This window comes from Paractinoplanes globisporus DSM 43857, assembly GCF_000379645.1.
In the GTDB taxonomy this organism is placed as follows: Bacteria; Actinomycetota; Actinomycetes; order Mycobacteriales; family Micromonosporaceae; genus Actinoplanes; species Actinoplanes globisporus.
The window spans coordinates 35,196-51,882 of the sequence record NZ_KB903316.1 but is presented as its reverse complement, the minus strand read 5'-3'; the positions used below and the strand labels follow the sequence as shown (position 1 = coordinate 51,882).

Here is a 16,687-nt window from a genome sequence, read left to right as displayed (position 1 = left end):
CCCCTAGGATCGGTTCATGAGCTTGAACGAAACCGATCTGCGCGCCGCGATCGCGCGGGAGATGCCCGGAGTCCGCGCCGACCTGGAACGGCTGGTCAGGATCCCGGGCATCGCCTTCGAGGGCTTCGACCACACCCAGGTCGAGCGGTCCGCGGAGGCTGTCGCCGAGCTGCTGCGCGGCTGCGGGCTCGAGGTGGAAATCGTGCGGCACGGCGGCCAGCCCGCCGTGATCGGTCGTAAGGCGGCACCGCCCGGCGCCCCGACCGTGCTGCTCTACGCGCACCACGACGTGCAGCCGGTCGGCGACCCCGCGCTCTGGACCAGCGATCCGTTCGAGCCGGTCGAGCGCGACGGCCGCCTCTACGGCCGCGGCGCCGCCGACGACAAGGCGGGCGTGATGGCGCATGTCGCCGCGCTGCGCGCCTTCGGCGACGCCCTGCCGGTCGGCGTGGTCGTCTTCGTCGAGGGCGAGGAGGAGTACGGCTCCGACTCGCTCAACGAGATCATCGCCGCGCACACCGACGAGCTGCGCTCCGACGTGATCGTCATCGCCGACTCGGGCAACTGGGACATCGGCCGGCCCGCGCTGACCACCTCGCTGCGCGGACTGGTCAACCTGTTCGCCGAGGTCAAGGTCCTCAAGAACGCCGTGCACAGCGGCATGTTCGGCGGCCCGATCCCGGACGCCCTGATGGTCCTCGCCCGCCTGCTCACCACGCTGCACGACGACGACGGCGAGGTCGCGGTCGACGGCCTGGTCGGGCGCGAGGGCGCCAGCGTCGACTACCCCGAGGACAGGTACCGCCACGAGGGCGGCATCCTCGACGGCGTCAAGCTGATCGGCCACGGCACGATCACCGACCGCATCTGGACGAAGCCGGCGATCTCGGTGCTCGGCATCGACGCGCCGCGCACGCTCGAGGCGGCGAACGCGCTTCAGCCCACCGCCAAGGCCAAGATCAGCGTACGGCTGGCGCCGGGGGACGATCCCAAGTCGGCGTACGCGGCGGTCCGCGCCCACCTGGAGAAGTACGTCCCGTGGGGCGCCTCGGTCGAGGTCACGTTGGAGAGCGACGGCTCGCCGTGCGTGATCGACGCGACCGGCCCGGCCTACGACGCCGCCCGTGCCGCGTTCACCGCCGCCTGGGACGGCGCCACGCCGGTCGACATGGGCGTGGGCGGCTCGATCCCGTTCATCGCGACGTTCCAGGAACTGTTCCCGCGGGCATCGATTCTCGTCACCGGCGTCGAGGACCCTTACTCCGGAGCGCACGGCCCCGACGAAAGCCTGCACCTGGGCGAGTTCGAGCGGGCCTGCCTGGCCGAGGCGCTGCTGCTCAAGAACGTGGCGGAGGCGTTGACGACTTAGGAGGCGAGACGCCGATGGCCGATCTGACGTGCGACGTGCTGGTGGTGGGCGCCGGACCGACCGGGTTGATGCTCGCCAACTGGCTGCTCAAGCTCGGGGTCGACGTGATCGTGGTGGACGGTAAGGACGGACCCACCCGCGAGTCGCGGGCGCTCGTCGTCCAGGCCCGCAGCCTCGAGATCTACGACCAGCTCGGCCTCGGCGACCTCGTCCTGGCCGCGGCGCAGCGGGCCGACGCGCTCGCGCCCGGTTACCTCGACCGCGCCTTCGGCCGGATCCCGCTGGGTCCGCTCGGCCAGGGCGTGACGCCGTACCCGTACCTCCAGGTTCTCGAGCAGAGCCGGAACGAGGAGATCCTGTACGAGAACCTGCAGAAGCTCGGCCTCGACGTGCGCTGGGAGACGGCGGTCACCGCGGTCAAGCAGACCGAGGATGGCGTCGAGGCGAAGGTCGGCAACGACACGGTCCGGGCGCGGTTCTGCGTGGGCTGCGACGGCGCGAACTCGGCCATCCGGAAGTACCGGCGGATCGCCTTCGAGGGCACGACGAACCCGCACCGCTTCTACGTCCTCGACGCGCTGGCGGCCGGTGGCCTGGTCGAGGGCGCCGTCAACGTCCGGCCCGGCAGCGATGACTTCGTCCTTGCCTTTCCGATGAAGGGCCGTGGGTCATGGCGTTTGATCGGACTCGTACGGGACGAGGACGGCGACGGGGAGTTGGCGGAGGACGACGTGCGGCCGCGGCTTCGCAAGTTCGCCATCACCTACGACCGGTCCCGGTGGTTCGCCACCTATCGCGTGCACCATCGCATCGCCGCGGCGTTCCGCGACGGACCGTTCTTCCTGGCCGGGGACGCCGCGCACGTCCACTCGCCGGTCGGCGCGCAGGGCATGAACACCGGGCTGCAGGACGTACACAACCTGGCCTTCAAGCTGGCCGACGTCCTCCAGCGCCGGCGCCGCGACACCTGGCTGGACCGCTACGAGGCCGAGCGCCGCCCGGTCGCGAAACGGCTGGTCACCACCACCGACCGCATCTTCGCCGGCGTGACCTCGCAGACCCGACTCTCCCGCGTGGTGCGCCGGGTGATCGTCCCCCTCGTCGCCCCGGTCGGCATCCGGGTCGTCCCGGGCACCCGCGGCGGCTCCCGCCTCTTCCAGTACGTCTCCCAGATCCGCATTCATTACTGGATGACACCCGGGGCCGAGCAGGCATCGGGCGGCCGCCGGGACCCCGTCGTCGGCCGTCGCCTGCCCTGGGCGGGGGACAACTTCGCACCCCTTCGCTCCCTGCAGTGGCAGATCCACGCGTACGGCGGAATCCAGGCCACCGACATCCCCGACCTGGGCCTTCCGGTCCACGTCTTTCCGGAGGCCCCTGGCAGTCCGCTCCGCCCCGGCCGCCTGTACCTGATCCGCCCGGATGGCTTCGTGGCCGCGGAATCCGGCCCGTCCGAGGCCCTTCAGCAGTTCCCGCCGCTGATCACCGGATAGATCGAAAGGTTTGGGGGTTCCTTTGTGGTCTGAGCGGTGCCCGGCCGGGTAGGATTCGAACATGCGTTCGAATGATGTGTCAGCTTCGGTAACCATGTTGGTGCGGCCGATGTCCCATGGGCCGCGTGACGCCATCGATCGGCTTCGTTCCCACGAGCGGCTGGAGTCCATCGTCCGGCTGCGTGCCGCGGTGCGCGCGCTCGACGATGTCGATGTCGCCGGGTGGGACGACTCCGCCCTGACCGAACACCTCGAGGAGATCTCGGCCTCACTCTGCGCGCTCGATGCGCAGGTCACCCGCGTGGCCGACGCGGTGCGTGCGCGCGGCTTCCGGATAGCCGAGCCGCTCGCCGCCTGAGGTCGCGTGCTGCGTACGGGGGAGCGCGCGATGAAACACCCACAGCTCATCGGCCCGGGGGTCGGGTCACACGAGCTCTCGAAAATTGTCAGAGGTGGCTGCCAGGATGGGGCCGTGCGGTTCCTAGACCTGGCGGCCACCTCGGCCGCCGTGACGGCCACCTCGGGGCGTAACGCCAAGATCGACCTCTTGGCCGACGCCCTGCGCCGGCTCGATCCCGATGAGATCGCGGCCGGGTCGGCGTTTCTCGCCGGTGAGCTTCGGCAGCGGCAGACCGGTGTGGGCTATGCGAGCCTGCGTGACCGCCCGCCGCCCGCCGGCGAGGCCACACTCACCGTCGGCGCGGTCGATGCGGCGATCGCCGAGATCTCCGTGGTCGCCGGCTCCGGCTCGCAGGCGCGGCGGCGTGACCTGGTTGCGGCCCTGTTCGGGGCGGCCACCGCCGAGGAGCAGCGGCTGCTGGTCGGGCTGTTCGGCGGCGAGCTGCGCCAGGGGGCACAGGCCGGCCTGCTCGCCGACGCGATCGCCCGGGCGGCCGAGGTGCCCCTCACCGCGGTGCGCCGGGCCCTGCTGCTCTCGGGCGACCTCAAACAGGTGGCGGTCGCCGCGCTGACCGGGGGAGCGCCGGCGCTTGCCGAGATCCACCTGCGCGTCGGCACACCGCTGACGCCGATGCTGGCCCAGAGTGCGCCCGATGTCGGCGCCGCGCTGCTCGCCACGGGCGCGCCCGCGATGGTCGACGTGAAACTCGACGGCATCCGCATTCAGGTGCACCGCGCCGGCGACGAGGTGGCCGTCTTCACCCGCAGCCTCGACGACATCACCGCCCGGATGCCCGAGGTGGTCGAGGCCGTGCGCAAGCTCCCGGTGCGCGAGGCGATCCTCGATGGCGAGGCGATGACGCTGGGGCCGGACGGCCGCCCCCGTCCCTTCCAGGAGACATCGAGCCGCGCCGCGACCCGGGGCGCGGGCAAGGCGGCGCCGCAGCCGCTTGTTCCGTACTTCTTCGACCTGCTTCACCTCGACGGCACCAACCTGCTCGACGAGCCCGGCCGCGAGCGCTGGTCCGCCCTCGCCGACACCCTTCCGACGGAATTGATCGTCGGGCGCTCCATCGCCACCACCGAAGAGGAGGCGGCGGCGGCTTTCGCCGCTTCCCTGGCCGCCGGGCAGGAGGGCGTGGTCGTCAAGGCGATGGACGCTCCGTACGACGTGGGCCGGCGCGGCTCGGCCTGGGTCAAGGTCAAACCGCGGCACACGCTCGACCTGGTCGTGCTGGCCGTCGAGTGGGGCCACGGCCGCCGCAAGGGCTGGTTGTCAAACCTGCATCTCGGCGCGCTCGACCCGTCGACGGGCGGGTTCGTGATGCTCGGCAAGACATTCAAGGGCCTGACCGACGAGCTGCTGCGCTGGCAGACGGCCCGCTTCCAGGAACTGGCCGTCAGCGACAACGGCTGGGTCGTGCAGGTGCGTCCCGAGCAGGTCGTCGAGATCGCCTTCGACGGGGTGCAGACGTCACCGCGCTATCCGGGCGGGGTGGCGCTGCGCTTCGCCCGCGTGCTGCGCTACCGCGACGACAAGCGAGCGTCGGAAGCCGACACGATCGACATGGTCCGCGAGATCGGCGGCGGGACGAGCGGCTAGAGCGCGGCCAGGGTGCGTACGTAATTGACCTGCTGGTTGATCGCGGTGACCGCGGCCTGATCGGTGACCGGGATACGGGCGACGTACTGCCGGGTGCCGCTGGTCACCGTCACCTGGACCGTGCCCTGCATCACGGTCTCCTTCACCAGCAGGAAGAGCAGGCTGAAGATGGTCAGCACGCAGAAACCGACGATCGCCGCGATGATCGCCCACCTCGGTATGCGCTGCTGGCTCATCCAGTAGTCGTGGACCTGCCAATGCGAGCCGGCCAGCGGGAGATCGCCGGTGGGGGTGTAGACCGTCGTCGAGGTGACCGAGATCTCGGCGATCTGCACGATCACCGGGCCGGGCTCGGGCGCCAGCGCGGGCAGGGGAGCCGTCGCCGGTGGATCGTCCGGCGGCGGGACACCCCACGGGTCGCTCGGTGAGGAGGTCATGACGAGAGACCCTAGTCGTGACCGTCGGCCGGCGTCACTCGCCGGCCGCCTGGCGGGCGGTCGCCTCGCGCCTGCGGTCCGCCTCCTCGACCCGGTCGATCGGATCGCTCATGGCGGCCATCCGTGCCGCCTCGCGCCGGCGGTCGGCCTCGGCCACCCGGTCCTTCAGCTTCACCCGCGGTTTCGCCGGCTCACCCGCGGTGGCGGGCTTCGCGTTGTCCTGGGCTTCCTTGCGGGCCTGCCACACGAACGCGAACAGCGCCATGCACGCGAACAGCCACCATTGGACGGCGTATCCGCCGTTCTGCCACGAGTCCTCGTGGTCGATCGGGATGCGGGTGAAGGCCGGATCGTTGGCCGGAGTCTGGGACGTGAGCAGCACATATGCGCCATACACGGGATAGGGCATTTCGGCCGCCAGGCGGGACACGGAGATCCGCCGGGTGTCCAGGCGGCCGTCCCGATGCTCGATCGCCGTCGGTCGGCTTTCCGACAGGTGCACCTGCCCCACGACGGTGACATCGCCCGCCGGAGCAGGGGGAACGGTCGGCGCCGCGGCCGCTCCGGCCGCCGGCATCGGCACCCAGCCGCGGTCGACGAGTACCGCCGTGCCGTCCGCGAGCACGAGCGGCGTGATGATCTCGTAACCGACGTCCCCGTTTACCGTGCGGCCGCGCGCCTGGATCTCCCGGGTCGGGTCGTACCGGCCGCTCGTGGAGACCTTTGTCCAGGCCAGGGCCTTGCCGGGGGAGGCGCCGGCCTTTCCGGCGGCGGTCGGGGCCGCCATCGCCGAGGTCAGCGGGACGGCCGTCACCGAATCAGCGGCGTCGATGCGGTGGTTGATGGCGCTGCGCTCCTGGTACCGGTGCAGCTGCCAGTTGCCGAGCATGACCATGATCACGGCGGCGACGACGGCCAGCGCGGCGGCGCCCAGCCAGCGCGGCGTCAGCAGGAACCGGTACACGCCCTGAGGCTACCCGGCGGCCGGGCGGCGACCGCGGATGCCGGGTACTGTGCCTGACCGGCGGACCTGTCCACGTGCACGGCCGCCGGGGGGAACGGTTGAAATGTTCGGGGGGAACATCGGATGAGCGCGCAGCCTCGCCTGGTCGTGAGCGCGCCCTCGTCGGGACACGGCAAGACCGCCATCGCCGTCGGTCTGCTCGCCGCCTGCGTGGCGCGCGGCATCCCGGCGGCGGGTTTCAAGGTCGGGCCCGACCACACGGACGCGGCGTACCTGGGTCTCGCGGCGGGACGCCCCGGCCGGAACCTCGACCCCCGGCTGGTGGGCGCGCAGCGCATCGCCCCGCTCTTCGCGCACGGCGCGTCGGGCGCGCAGCTCTCGGTGATCGAGGGCGCCATGGGCCTGTTCGACTCGCTGACCGGCCAGCCCGAGATCGACGGCACGGCCGCGGTCGCCGCCACCCTGCGTGCGCCGGTCGTGCTGGTGGTCGACGTGGCGGCGATGGGTCACTCGCTGGCCGCGCTGGTGCACGGCTTCCGGATGTTCGACGAGATGGTCCACCTGGGCGGCGTCGTGCTCAACCGGGTCGCCTCGCCCCGGCACGAGCAGATGCTGCGCACCGCGCTCGACGACATCGGCATGCCGGTGCTGGGCGCGCTGCGCCGCGGCGACCTGCCGAACGTGCTGCCGGCCCGCTCGCACGGCCCGGTGCCGGTGGCGCACCGCACGGTCGAGGCGAGCCGGGCCGTTCGCCGGCTGGGTGAGGCGGTGCTGGACGGTCTCGACCTGGAACGCCTGATGGCGCTGGCCGGCTCCGCGCCGGCCCTGCCGGGCCCGATCTGGACTCCGGGCGACGCGGTGGGCGAGGTGTTCGACCAGCGTCCGATCGTCGCGCTGGCCGGTGGGCCGGGCGCGCCCTACACGTACGTCGAGACGGCCGAGCTTCTCACCGCGGCCGGCGCCGAGGTCGCGGTGGTGGACCCGCTGCGCGACGAGTCGCTGCCGACGGGGACGCGGGCGCTGGTCGTCGGCGCCGGTCTGCCGGAGGGATACGCCGAGGAACTGTCCGCGAACCGGCGGCTGTGCAACGCGGTCGCGAAATTCGCCCACGACGGCTGGCCGGTCGTGGCCGAGGGCGTGGCCCTGCCGTGGCTCGGGCGCGACTTCGACGGGCGGCCGATGTGCGCGGTGCTGGACGCGTCGGCGGTGACCGGCGACCAGACCGTGGCCGGCTACCGGGAGGCGACCGCGCCGACGACGTCGCTGCTCGCGCCCGGCGGGGCCCGGATCACCGGGTACAAGCAGCACCGGGCGATCATGACGCCTCGCGCCGGAGCGGTGCCGGCCTGGACGTGGTCGGGCGGCAACCCGGAGGGGTTCGTCTGGCGGCAGGTGCACGCCTCGCAGCTGGGGCTGCACTGGGCGGCGGCGCCCGAGATCGCCAAGCGGGTGGTGGCCGCGGCGATCGCCGGGCCGGCCGGCGTGGCGGGTCCCGCGCACCCCCAGCCGCTTCCGCCGCTGCCGATCCAGGTGCCGTTGACCCCGTTGGTGCACGACGAGCCGCCGACGGTGTCGATGCCGGCCGCCGCGCTGGCCGCGCACGGCTCGCCGGCTCCGCATGATCAGCAGCCGTACGACCAGCAGCCGTACGAGGAGACGCACGATCAAGGGGGACCGTTCGCGCAGCCGGCCTCACCGGCGATGCCGCACGGGCCCTACGCCCAGCCGTCGGGCGTGCCGAACGGCCGGCCGCGGCCGCCGGCACCCGGGTCGGGCCCGGCGTTCGGCGGTCCGGCGGCGGCCGCCAACCCGATGCCGGCGTCGGGTGTGGCCAGCGTGCCCGACCTGTCCGACACGGCGGACATCACCGCCTCCTGAGCGGCTGGCCCAGCGATCCGTCTCGATCAAGCACGCGGGACTCGATCAATGAAAGATCTTGAAGCGGAAACCAGGTCAGCCGCGAAAACGCCCTCTCGTGGACGAGAAAGTGTCGTACCCCACCCGTAACGTGGGGTTAACACCGACGACCCGAAGGAGGACGACCGTGGCCGATCGTGTGCCGCTGGACTTCGACCCGCCGGTTCATAAGTTGCGAGCTCTGCTGCTGGGCGTCGACACCACCGAGCTGATCCATCCGACTCCCTGTCCCGACTGGACCGTGGCCGTCCTGCTCGACCATCTCATGGTTCTGTCCCAGGCGTTCGCCCAGGCCGCCCGCAAGCGCACCGACGCTCCCGGCACCGCCGAGTCGCCGCCCCCGCCCTCGGCGCTGCACCTGTCCCGCCACTGGCGTAGCCGCCTGCCCGTCCTGCTCGAGGAACTGGCCACCGCCTGGAAAGACCCCTCCGCCTGGACGGGCACGACCCGCGTCGGCGGGCTGACCATGCCCGCCGCCACCGCCGGCATCGTCGCCATGAACGAGTTGATCGTCCACAGTTGGGATCTCGCCAGCGCCACCGGCCAGGAGTATGCGGCCGATCCCCGCACGCTCGAGGCCCTCATCGAGTTCCTGGCCCAGGGTCCGGCCGAGGGCACGCCCGGCATGTTCGGCCCGCGCGTCGAGCCCGACGACGAGGCCACCCTGCTCGACCAGGCCCTCGCCCTGGCCGGCCGCGACCCGGCCTGGCGCCCACCCCGCCGCCGACGCCAGCCCGCCGCCCCGGCGGCCTGACTGAGGCGGCGCGCCCACTGCGGGGCGGCGCGCCCACTGCGGGGCGGCGCGCCCACTGCGGGGCAGCCGCCTCAGCGAGGGAGCGGCGCGAGCAGCGGGATCAGTAGGCGATCTTCTTGGAGGGCGGGGTGAACTTCAGCTTGGGCTGGCCCTTGAGCGCGTCCTTCAGCGTCTGCGCCACGGTGTATTTCGAGATCGTGGAGCGGCCCGAGCCGACGTAGTCGTTGGGGTCGTCCGGATCGGCGACGAAGGCGGCCGCTGCCAGCTGGGGGGTGAAACCGCAGAACCACGCCGTCTTGTTGCTGTCGGTCGTGCCGCTCTTGCCGGCTACGGGCCGGTGCAGCGTGGCGTACACCATGGGGGAGGTCGACCATCCGCCGCAGCTGCCCTTCGCCGAGCCGTACCCGGTCACGCAGCGGGCGGCGTCCGTCGCGGCCCGGGCGACGTCGGCGGTGACCACGCGGTGGCAGTTCGGGGCCGCCACCAGGTTGCCGTGAAACTTGGTGTTCGTGCCGTCCCGGCTCTGGATCAGGCTCACCGGCAGCGGCGCGCAGTAGTTGCCCTCGGCGGCCAGGGTCGCGAAGACGTTCGCCATCTCGATCGGGGTCACGTCGCTGACGCCGAGCGTGAACGCGCCCCACCCGGAGGCGTGCTCCGGCGTGGCCAGCGTGCGGTCGACGTCGGTGCGCCAGGTCAGGCCGAGCCGCTCGGCCATCGCGACCGCCTTGTCCGCGCCGACCTTCTCCTCCAGCTGCACGAAGTACGTGTTCACCGACTTGCCGAACCCGCTCCACATGGTCTGCGTACCGCTCATCGATTTGCTGGAGTTCTTCGGGCACCAGTGGTGCCCGCAGGTCGCCGGGCCCGGCGCGGTGATGTATTGCGAGACGTACCGCTCGGGGGCGTAGATCGGCGTGTCCAGCGGCATGCCCGCGTCGAGGGCCGCCAGCATCGTGAAGATCTTGAAGGTGGAGCCCGCCTGGTAGCCGGCCATGGTGCCCCCGCCGAGCAGCGGGTTCACCGTGTTCGGGTAGTTGCGGTCCTTCTTGTTCGGCGCGAGCGAGTACGTGCGGTTGACCGCCATCCCCAGGATGCGCCCGGTGTTCGGCTCGATGACGACCTCGCCGTGCGCGTACCGGCTGCGTCGTTTCTCCTTATTGAGAACGTGCTTGAGGGCGGACGCCTGGATGGTCGGGTCGATCGAGGTGACGATGCGGTAGCCGCCGCGCCGCAGGTTCTCCTCCCGTTCCTCGGGGGTGGCGCCGAACGCGGGCTGCTCCCGCCACCACGCCTTCAGGTAGTCGCAGAAGAAGCCCCAGTCGTTGAGCTTCTCCGGAATCGACATGCAGTCGTTGGGCGGCGTGGTCAGGTGCAGTTGGATCTTGGACTGCTTCGCCTGGGCCGCCTGGTCCGGGCTGATCGTCCGCATCTTCAGCATCTGGTCGATCACGTAGTTGCGCCGCTGGGTGGCCGCCGTCTGGTCGCCGGCCGCCGGGTCGAAGGCGGACGGCGCCTTCACGAGCCCGGCCAGCAGCGCCGCCTCGTTGAGGGTGAGCAGCTGCGGCGTCTTCGAGAAGAACACCTGGGACGCCGCGTAGATCCCGTACGCCCGATGCCCGAAATAGGCGGAGTTCAGGTAGCGCTCCAGGATCTCCTGCTTCGAGAGGCGCTTCTCGAGCTCGATCGCCAGGCGCATCTCGCGGAGCTTGCGCTGGGTGGTCTGCTCGGTCGCCTCGAGCGCCTCCTTGGGCGTCTTCGCGCTGTCCCGCAGCGCCATCCGGACGTACTGCATGGTCAGTGTCGACGCGCCCTGCGAGACCCCGCCGGCCTGCCGGTTGGCGACGAAGGCCCGGGCCACGCCCTTCGCGTCCACCCCGTGGTGCTCGTAGAAGCGGGCGTCCTCGGACGCGACGATCGCCTCGGTGATGTACGGCGACATCTCCGCGATCGTCACGGGCTTGCGGTATTCCTCGTAGAACATCGTGAGCAGCGTCTTGCCGTCCTTCGCGTACACCGACGTGGTCTGGGCCGACGGCACCTCGATGAGCCGGTCCGGCATGCCGGCGAGCGCGTCGGAGCCGGCCTTGACGCCGATGCCGGCGAGGGCGGCGAGAGGGTAGGCGAGGCCGGCGATCACGAGGCCCGCGATCAGCCCGGCACGGACGAGGGGAGCGATCTTTCCGGCGGCCACGTTCTGAAGGTATTGCAAAACAGCTCATGTCCTGACGAAACGGCCGAAGTGAGACGGGGAATACCGTCCGGCATGCTGGTGGCATGACGATCGACCTGGGCCATCACGGCGACACGGAGGTCGGCGCCGGTCTCGTCGACCTGGCGGTCAACGTGCGGCACGAGCCGATGCCCGAGTGGCTGGCCGGTCCCATCCGCGACTCGTTGACCCAGCTCCGCGCGTACCCGAACGATGCCGAGGCCCGGACGGCGGTGGCGCGGCGGCACCGGCGCGGCCACGACGAGGTTCTGCTGACCGCCGGCGCCGCCCAGGGGTTCGTGCTGATCGCGCAGGCCTTGCGAGAAAGCCGGCACGCGGTTGTGGTGCATCCGCAGTTCACCGAGCCCGAGGCCGCGCTGCGCAACGCCGGCCACGAGGTCGACCGGGTTCTGCTGCGCGAGGAGGACGGTTTCCGGCTCGACGCGCGGCTGGTGCCGGACGACGCCGATCTGGTCTTCGTCGGCAACCCGACCAACCCGACCTCGGTGCTGCATCCGGCCGCGGAGATGGCGAAGCTGGCCCGCCCGGGGCGCGTATTGGTCGTCGACGAGGCGTTCGCGGACACCACGTTCCGTGACGGAGTCGACGGCGAGCCCGAGTCGCTGACCGAGCGCGACGATCTGCCGGGACTGGTCGTGCTGCGCAGCCTCACCAAGACCTGGGGGCTGGCCGGCCTGCGCATCGGCTACCTTCTGGCCCCCGCCGGCATCGTCGAGCGCCTCTCCGCCGCGCAGCCGTTGTGGGCCGTCTCCACCCCCGCGCTGGCCGCCGCGATCGCCTGTGCGTCACCCACCGCGATCGCCGCCGAGCGCGAGCTGGCGGCGCGCGTCGCGGCCGAGCGAGATCATCTGCTGCGCCGGCTCGCGCACGTGCCGAACCTCACGCTCGCCGGCACACCGGCAAGTGCCTTTGTCGCCGTACGCCTGCCATCCGCCGACAAAATTAGGCTTGAACTGCGGGAACGTGGCTACGCCGTGCGGCGCGGAGACACGTTTCCCGGCCTGGGCCCCGACTGGCTCCGGATCGCGGTGCGCGACACTGCGATCACCGACGCCTTCGTGGCGACCCTGACCGACGTGATCGAGGAGCGACAGTGACCCTGGAGACGACAGTGGCGGCCATCCGGCCCGCCGATGAGCCGGCCATGGCCGCCGCCCGCGAGCTGCAGGCCCGGCTGACCAAGCCGGCCGGCTCGCTCGGCGACCTCGAGCCGCTGTCGGTGCGCCTGGCCGGCCTGTTCGGCGCCTGCCCGCCGCCGCTGCCCGAGCCGGCCGCGGTCGCGGTGTTCGCGGGCGACCACGGCGTGCACGCCCAGCGCGTCAGCCCCTGGCCGCAGGAGGTCACCGCCCAGATGGTGGCGAACTTCCTGGCCGGGGGAGCGGTGGTGAACGCGTTCGCCCGCCAGTCCGGCGCCGCCGTGACCGTGGTGGACGTCGGCGTGGCCACCCCGCTCCCGGCCGGGTCCGGCCTGATCAGCGCCAACGTGCGACGCGGCACCCGGGACATGACGGTCGAGCCGGCCCTGACCCGCGACGAGGCCCGCGCCGCCGTCGAGGCCGGCATCCGGGTCGCCGAGCGGCTGGTCGCCGACGGCGCGAAATGCCTGCTCACCGGCGACATGGGGATCGCCAACACGACCCCCGCCGCGACGCTGATCGCGGCCTTCACCGAGGCGTCCCCGGAGGCGGTCACCGGCCGGGGCACCGGCATCGACAACGCCATGTACGACCACAAGGTCGAGGTGGTCGCGGCCGTGCTGGAGAAGCACGAGCCCGACCCGGCCGACCCGCTCGGCGTGCTCGCCACCGTCGGCGGCCTCGAGCACGCGGCGCTGGCCGGCTTCATCCTGGGCGCCGCCGCGCAGCGGGTTCCGGTGATCATCGACGGGGTGATCGCCGCGTCGGCCGCGCTGGCCGCCGCCGCTTTCGCCCCGGACGCGGTCGCCGCCATGGTCGCGGGGCACCGCTCGGCCGAGCCCGGCGCGAGCGTCGCGCTCGCCCACCTGGGCCTCAGCCCGCTGCTCGACCTCGGCATGCGGCTCGGCGAGGGCAGCGGTGCGGTGCTGGCGCTGCCGGTCGTCGCCGCGGCCGTGCGGGTGCTGCACGAGGTGGCCACGTTCGACTCGGCGGGAGTGTCGGAGAAATGAGCCTCTATCCACTGGCGCTCCGGCTGACCGGCCGGCGCGTGCTGGTGGTCGGCGGCGGCACGGTGGCGACCCGGCGGGTGCCGGCGCTGATCGCGGCCGGCGCGCGGATCGAGATCGTGGCGCCCGAGCTCACCCCGGCGCTGCGCGGGCACGTCGACGCCGGGCGGGCGACCTGGCAGGCCCGGCGGTTCGAACCGGCCGACGTCGAGGGCGCCTGGCTGGTGCAGGTCGCGATCGACGACCCGGAGGCGGCGGCCGAGGTCAGCGCCGCCGCCGAGGAGAAAAACATCTTTTGCGTACGCGCCGACGACCGCGACGCGGCGACCGCGTGGACCCCGGCCGTCACCCGGCACGGCCAGGTGACGGTGGCCGTCACCGACGGGGGTGACCGTCGGCGCGCCATGGCCGTACGCGATCTGGTTGCTTCTGCTCTTGAATCTGACCCACCGGCCGCGCCCGAGTACAAGGGAGTTGCCCTGGTGGGCGCGGGGCCCGGTGACCCCGAGCTGATCACGGTGAAGGGCCGCCGCCTGCTCGCCGCGGCCGACGTGGTGGTGGCCGACCGCCTGGTACCCGGCCTGCTCCTGGGTGACCTGCGCCCGGATGTCGAGTTCGTGGACGCCGCCAAGATCCCCTACGGCCCGTCCAAGGCGCAGGAGGAGATCAACCGCATCCTGGTCGAGCGGGCACTCGAGGGGAAGTTCGTGGTCAGGCTCAAGGGCGGTGACCCGTACGTCTTCGGCCGCGGCGGCGAGGAGGCCCTGGCCTGCGCCGCGGCCGGCGTCCCGGTGCTGGTCGTTCCCGGCGTGACCAGCTCGATCGCGGCGCCGGCCCTGGCCGGCATCCCGGTCACCCACCGCGGCGTCGCCCACGAGTTCACCGTGGTCTCCGGCCACGTCGCCCCCGACAGCGAGCAGTCGCTGGTCGACTGGCCGGCGCTGGGCCGCCTGCGCGGCACGATCGTGGTGATGATGGGCCTCAAGAACCTGCCGGCCATCGCGGCCCGGCTGATCGCCGAGGGCCGCCCGGCCGGCACCCCGGTCGCCGTCGTGCAGGAGGGCTCGACCGCACACCAGCGCTCGCTGCGCAGCACGCTGGCCGAGGTGGCGGCGGACGTCGCCGCGGCCGGCCTCCGCCCACCGGCCACGGTCGTCATCGGAGACGTCGTCGGGGTCCTATGAGTCCTTTGAGGCACCGGATGTGGAGGCACTGGATGTCGAGGCGCCCGATGCGGCCGCCAGCTCGTCGAGGAACGCGCGCGCCCACTCGGCGACGTCGTGCGTGCGCAGGTGCCGCTGCATGACCCGCATGCGGCGGCGCAACTCGTTCGGCTCGGCCGCGACGGCGCGCAGCAGCGAGTCCTTCACCCCATCCGGGTCGTGCGGGTTGCACAGGAACGCCTGACGCAGCTCGGTGGCGGCGCCGGCGAACTCGCTGAGCACCAGCGCGCCGCCGGTGTCGGCCCGGCAGGCGACGTACTCCTTGGCCACGAGGTTCATGCCGTCGCGCAGCGGGGTCACCATCATCACGTCGGCCGCGACGTACATCGCCGCGAGCTCCTGCCGGCTGTACGACTGGTGGAGGTAGTGCACGGCCGGCACGCCGACCCGGCCGAACTCGCCGTTGATGCGGCCGACCTCGCGCTCCACCTTGACCCGTAGTGCCTGGTAGTGCTCCACGCGCTCGCGGCTCGGGGTGGCCACCTGCACCATCACCGCGTCGCCGACCTTGAGCTTGCCGTCGGCGAGCAGCTCGCGGAACGCCTTGAGCCGCAGCTCGATCCCCTTGGTGTAGTCGAGCCGGTCGACGCCGAGGATCACCGTCTCGGGGTCGCCCAGCTCGGCCCGGATCTGCTTGGCCCGGGCCTGCACCTGCGGGTCGGCGGCCATCCGCTCCATCTCGCGGGTGTCGATGCTGATCGGGAACGCGCCCGCCTTGACCTTGCGACCGTCCACCTGGATCGACTGGCCCTCGTACCGCAAACCAAGCAAATGCCGAGCCAGCCGTACGAAGTTCTGCGCTGCCAGCCGCTGCTGGAAGCCGACCAGGTCGGCGCCGAGCAGTCCGCGCAGCACCTCGGCCCGGAACGGCATCTGCATGAACAGCTCGATCGGCGGGAACGGGATGTGCAGGAAGAACCCGATCTTCAGGTCGGGGCGCAGCTCGCGCAGCATCGCCGGGACGAGCTGGAGCTGGTAGTCCTGCACCCAGACGGTCGCGCCCCGCTCGGCCACCTCGGCGGCGGCCTGGGCGAAGCGCTGGTTGACCACCCGGTACGCCTCGCGCCAGCGGCGCTTGTAGACCGGCGTCTCGACGGCGTCGTGGTAGAGCGGCCAGATCGTCGCGTTGGACTGGCCCTCGTAGTAGCGCTCCAGTTCCTCGCCGCTCAGCGGCACCGGGTGGATGTGGATGCCCTCGAGGTCGAACGGCTCGGGCGCCTCGCCGGTGCCGCCGGCCCAGCCGATCCAGGTGCCGCCGTGCTGCGTGAGCACGGGATGCAGCGCGGTGACCAGGCCACCGGGACTCGTGCGCCACTGGCGCTCCCCGTCCGGGGTGGTGACCTCATCGACGGGCAGACGGTTGGCGACAACGACGAAGGAACTTCTTTCGGCCACGCTGAGTGCACCTCCGGGTCGTTTCTGTTCCCACCCCGAGCCTACTTTGCGTAGCTGCTCGCGGCTTGCCCAGTCTCTCGCAGCCTCGATGGACCGGGGTGGCTGGCGGGTGCCATCCTGGGCCCGTGACACCGTCCGACGATCTTTCCCCGCCTCGGCGTCCGATCTTCTTCCCTGTGGTCATCGCCACGATCTTTCTCACGATCATCGGCGGGACTGTGGGGTTCATGCTCGGCGAGCGGCAACGGAACGACGACGGTGGCGCGGGGCCGCAGGAGACGACCACCACGCAGACGGCCGCGGAGCCGCCGTCGACGTCGCCGTCCGGGTCGTCCTGCCCGCCCGAGGCGATCAAGCTCGCGGCCACCGACCTGCGTCAGGTCTTCAAGATCATCACAACCAACGGCACGACCGTATGGATCTGCCAGGACAGCGCGGGCTCGCTGTACTACCAGGCGAAGACCCGTAGCGAGGACGGGCAGCTGGTTCAGGGCCGGAACGGGCTGTTCCTGGACGACGTCGAGCGGCTGGGCGAGGACGAGTACCGGGCCACGGCGACCAACGGGAACACCTTCGAGGTCAACCGGAGCCACCTCCTCGTGCATTTCGCCACCACCGACCGCGACGAGGAGTATTCGGTCAAAACGGCCGAGTAAGGGAATCCGAACGCTTCCGGTGGGGTTGTGCTCGGTGGCCGGTAGCCGACCTGGAAAGATGCATTCGGCAAACTCATCCGGCCTCGAAAATCACGATCGCGGAG

At 71.8% G+C, this 16,687-nt stretch carries 14 protein-coding genes; 10 read left to right on the top strand and 4 right to left on the bottom strand.

Going from position 1 to position 16,687, the window contains the following annotated elements; translation table 11 throughout:
• Positions 1–16: 16 nt before the first annotated feature.
• The 4 genes from A3CQ_RS0129560 to A3CQ_RS0129545 all read left to right on the top strand — a co-directional run bounded on the left by A3CQ_RS0129560 (position 17) and on the right by A3CQ_RS0129545 (position 4,864).
• The gene (locus A3CQ_RS0129560; protein ID WP_020514567.1) at positions 17–1,369 is read left to right on the top strand and encodes a dipeptidase; all 1,353 of its coding nucleotides are present in this window, start codon (positions 17–19) and stop codon (positions 1,367–1,369) included.
• Between the two features lie 14 nt (positions 1,370–1,383).
• Positions 1,384–2,862, top strand: coding sequence for an FAD-dependent monooxygenase (locus A3CQ_RS0129555; RefSeq protein ID WP_020514566.1), 1,479 nt, complete (start codon positions 1,384–1,386; stop codon positions 2,860–2,862).
• Positions 2,863–2,971: 109 nt separating this feature from the next.
• Positions 2,972–3,220, top strand: a complete 249-nt coding sequence (locus tag A3CQ_RS0129550) for a hypothetical protein (RefSeq protein ID WP_051115391.1) — start codon at positions 2,972–2,974, stop codon at positions 3,218–3,220.
• A 114-nt stretch (positions 3,221–3,334) separates the two neighbouring features.
• Positions 3,335–4,864 (top strand): ATP-dependent DNA ligase, encoded by a 1,530-nt coding sequence (locus tag A3CQ_RS0129545; protein ID WP_020514564.1) that lies wholly within the window; start codon positions 3,335–3,337, stop codon positions 4,862–4,864.
• Here the strand turns inward: A3CQ_RS0129545 and A3CQ_RS0129540 are convergent.
• Positions 4,861–5,301, bottom strand: a complete 441-nt coding sequence (locus tag A3CQ_RS0129540) for a hypothetical protein (RefSeq protein WP_020514563.1) — start codon at positions 5,299–5,301, stop codon at positions 4,861–4,863. The two genes, A3CQ_RS0129545 and A3CQ_RS0129540, sit on opposite strands and share 4 nt — an antisense overlap.
• Positions 5,302–5,335: 34 nt before the next feature.
• A complete protein-coding gene (locus A3CQ_RS0129535; protein WP_020514562.1) occupies positions 5,336–6,265 on the bottom strand; it encodes an SURF1 family cytochrome oxidase biogenesis protein in 930 nt (309 codons plus the stop codon).
• 123 nt (positions 6,266–6,388) lie between these two features.
• Between A3CQ_RS0129535 and A3CQ_RS54475 the strand changes: the two genes are divergently transcribed.
• Both A3CQ_RS54475 and A3CQ_RS0129525 read left to right on the top strand, forming a co-directional pair.
• The gene (locus A3CQ_RS54475; protein ID WP_020514561.1) at positions 6,389–8,143 is read left to right on the top strand and encodes a cobyrinic acid a,c-diamide synthase CobB; all 1,755 of its coding nucleotides are present in this window, start codon (positions 6,389–6,391) and stop codon (positions 8,141–8,143) included.
• A gap of 166 nt (positions 8,144–8,309) precedes the next feature.
• A complete protein-coding gene (locus tag A3CQ_RS0129525; protein ID WP_020514560.1) occupies positions 8,310–8,936 on the top strand; it encodes a TIGR03086 family metal-binding protein in 627 nt (208 codons plus the stop codon).
• Between the two features lie 100 nt (positions 8,937–9,036).
• On the opposite strand, the gene A3CQ_RS0129520 is transcribed toward A3CQ_RS0129525, so the two are convergent.
• On the bottom strand, positions 9,037–11,145 hold the full coding sequence (locus A3CQ_RS0129520) for a transglycosylase domain-containing protein (RefSeq protein WP_020514559.1): 2,109 nt from the start codon (positions 11,143–11,145) through the stop codon (positions 9,037–9,039).
• Positions 11,146–11,210: 65 nt separating this feature from the next.
• On the opposite strand from A3CQ_RS0129520, the gene cobC reads away from it, so the two are divergent.
• The 3 genes from cobC to cobA are packed head-to-tail and all read left to right on the top strand — an operon-like array spanning position 11,211 to position 14,493.
• Complete coding sequence (cobC, locus tag A3CQ_RS0129515) at positions 11,211–12,263, top strand: Rv2231c family histidinol phosphate aminotransferase CobC (protein WP_020514558.1); 1,053 nt, start codon at positions 11,211–11,213, stop codon at positions 12,261–12,263.
• Positions 12,260–13,312, top strand: coding sequence for a nicotinate-nucleotide--dimethylbenzimidazole phosphoribosyltransferase (gene cobT, locus A3CQ_RS0129510; protein WP_020514557.1), 1,053 nt, complete (start codon positions 12,260–12,262; stop codon positions 13,310–13,312). The genes cobC and cobT overlap by 4 nt, the downstream gene beginning before the upstream one ends.
• Positions 13,309–14,493, top strand: coding sequence for a uroporphyrinogen-III C-methyltransferase (gene cobA, locus A3CQ_RS0129505; protein WP_020514556.1), 1,185 nt, complete (start codon positions 13,309–13,311; stop codon positions 14,491–14,493). Before cobT ends, cobA begins: the two co-directional genes overlap by 4 nt.
• Here the strand turns inward: cobA and A3CQ_RS0129500 are convergent.
• Positions 14,488–15,927: an alpha,alpha-trehalose-phosphate synthase (UDP-forming) gene (locus tag A3CQ_RS0129500; RefSeq protein ID WP_020514555.1), complete on the bottom strand. Its 1,440-nt coding sequence runs from the start codon at positions 15,925–15,927 to the stop codon at positions 14,488–14,490. The two genes, cobA and A3CQ_RS0129500, sit on opposite strands and share 6 nt — an antisense overlap.
• A gap of 125 nt (positions 15,928–16,052) precedes the next feature.
• Here A3CQ_RS0129500 and A3CQ_RS60235 point away from each other — a divergent pair, with 125 nt between their 5' ends.
• Positions 16,053–16,583 (top strand): hypothetical protein, encoded by a 531-nt coding sequence (locus tag A3CQ_RS60235; RefSeq protein ID WP_157296494.1) that lies wholly within the window; start codon positions 16,053–16,055, stop codon positions 16,581–16,583.
• Positions 16,584–16,687: the final 104 nt, after the last annotated feature.

Coding starts and splice junctions, on each gene's coding strand:
- A3CQ_RS0129555 (WP_020514566.1), top strand. CDS start 1,384: ATGGCCGATCTGACGTGCGACGTGCTGGTGGTGGGCGCCGGACCGACC.
- cobA (WP_020514556.1), top strand. CDS start 13,309: ATGAGCCTCTATCCACTGGCGCTCCGGCTGACCGGCCGGCGCGTGCTG.
- A3CQ_RS54475 (WP_020514561.1), top strand. CDS start 6,389: ATGAGCGCGCAGCCTCGCCTGGTCGTGAGCGCGCCCTCGTCGGGACAC.
- cobC (WP_020514558.1), top strand. CDS start 11,211: ATGACGATCGACCTGGGCCATCACGGCGACACGGAGGTCGGCGCCGGT.
- A3CQ_RS0129540 (WP_020514563.1), bottom strand. CDS start 5,301: ATGACCTCCTCACCGAGCGACCCGTGGGGTGTCCCGCCGCCGGACGAT.
- A3CQ_RS0129550 (WP_051115391.1), top strand. CDS start 2,972: ATGTCCCATGGGCCGCGTGACGCCATCGATCGGCTTCGTTCCCACGAG.
- A3CQ_RS0129560 (WP_020514567.1), top strand. CDS start 17: ATGAGCTTGAACGAAACCGATCTGCGCGCCGCGATCGCGCGGGAGATG.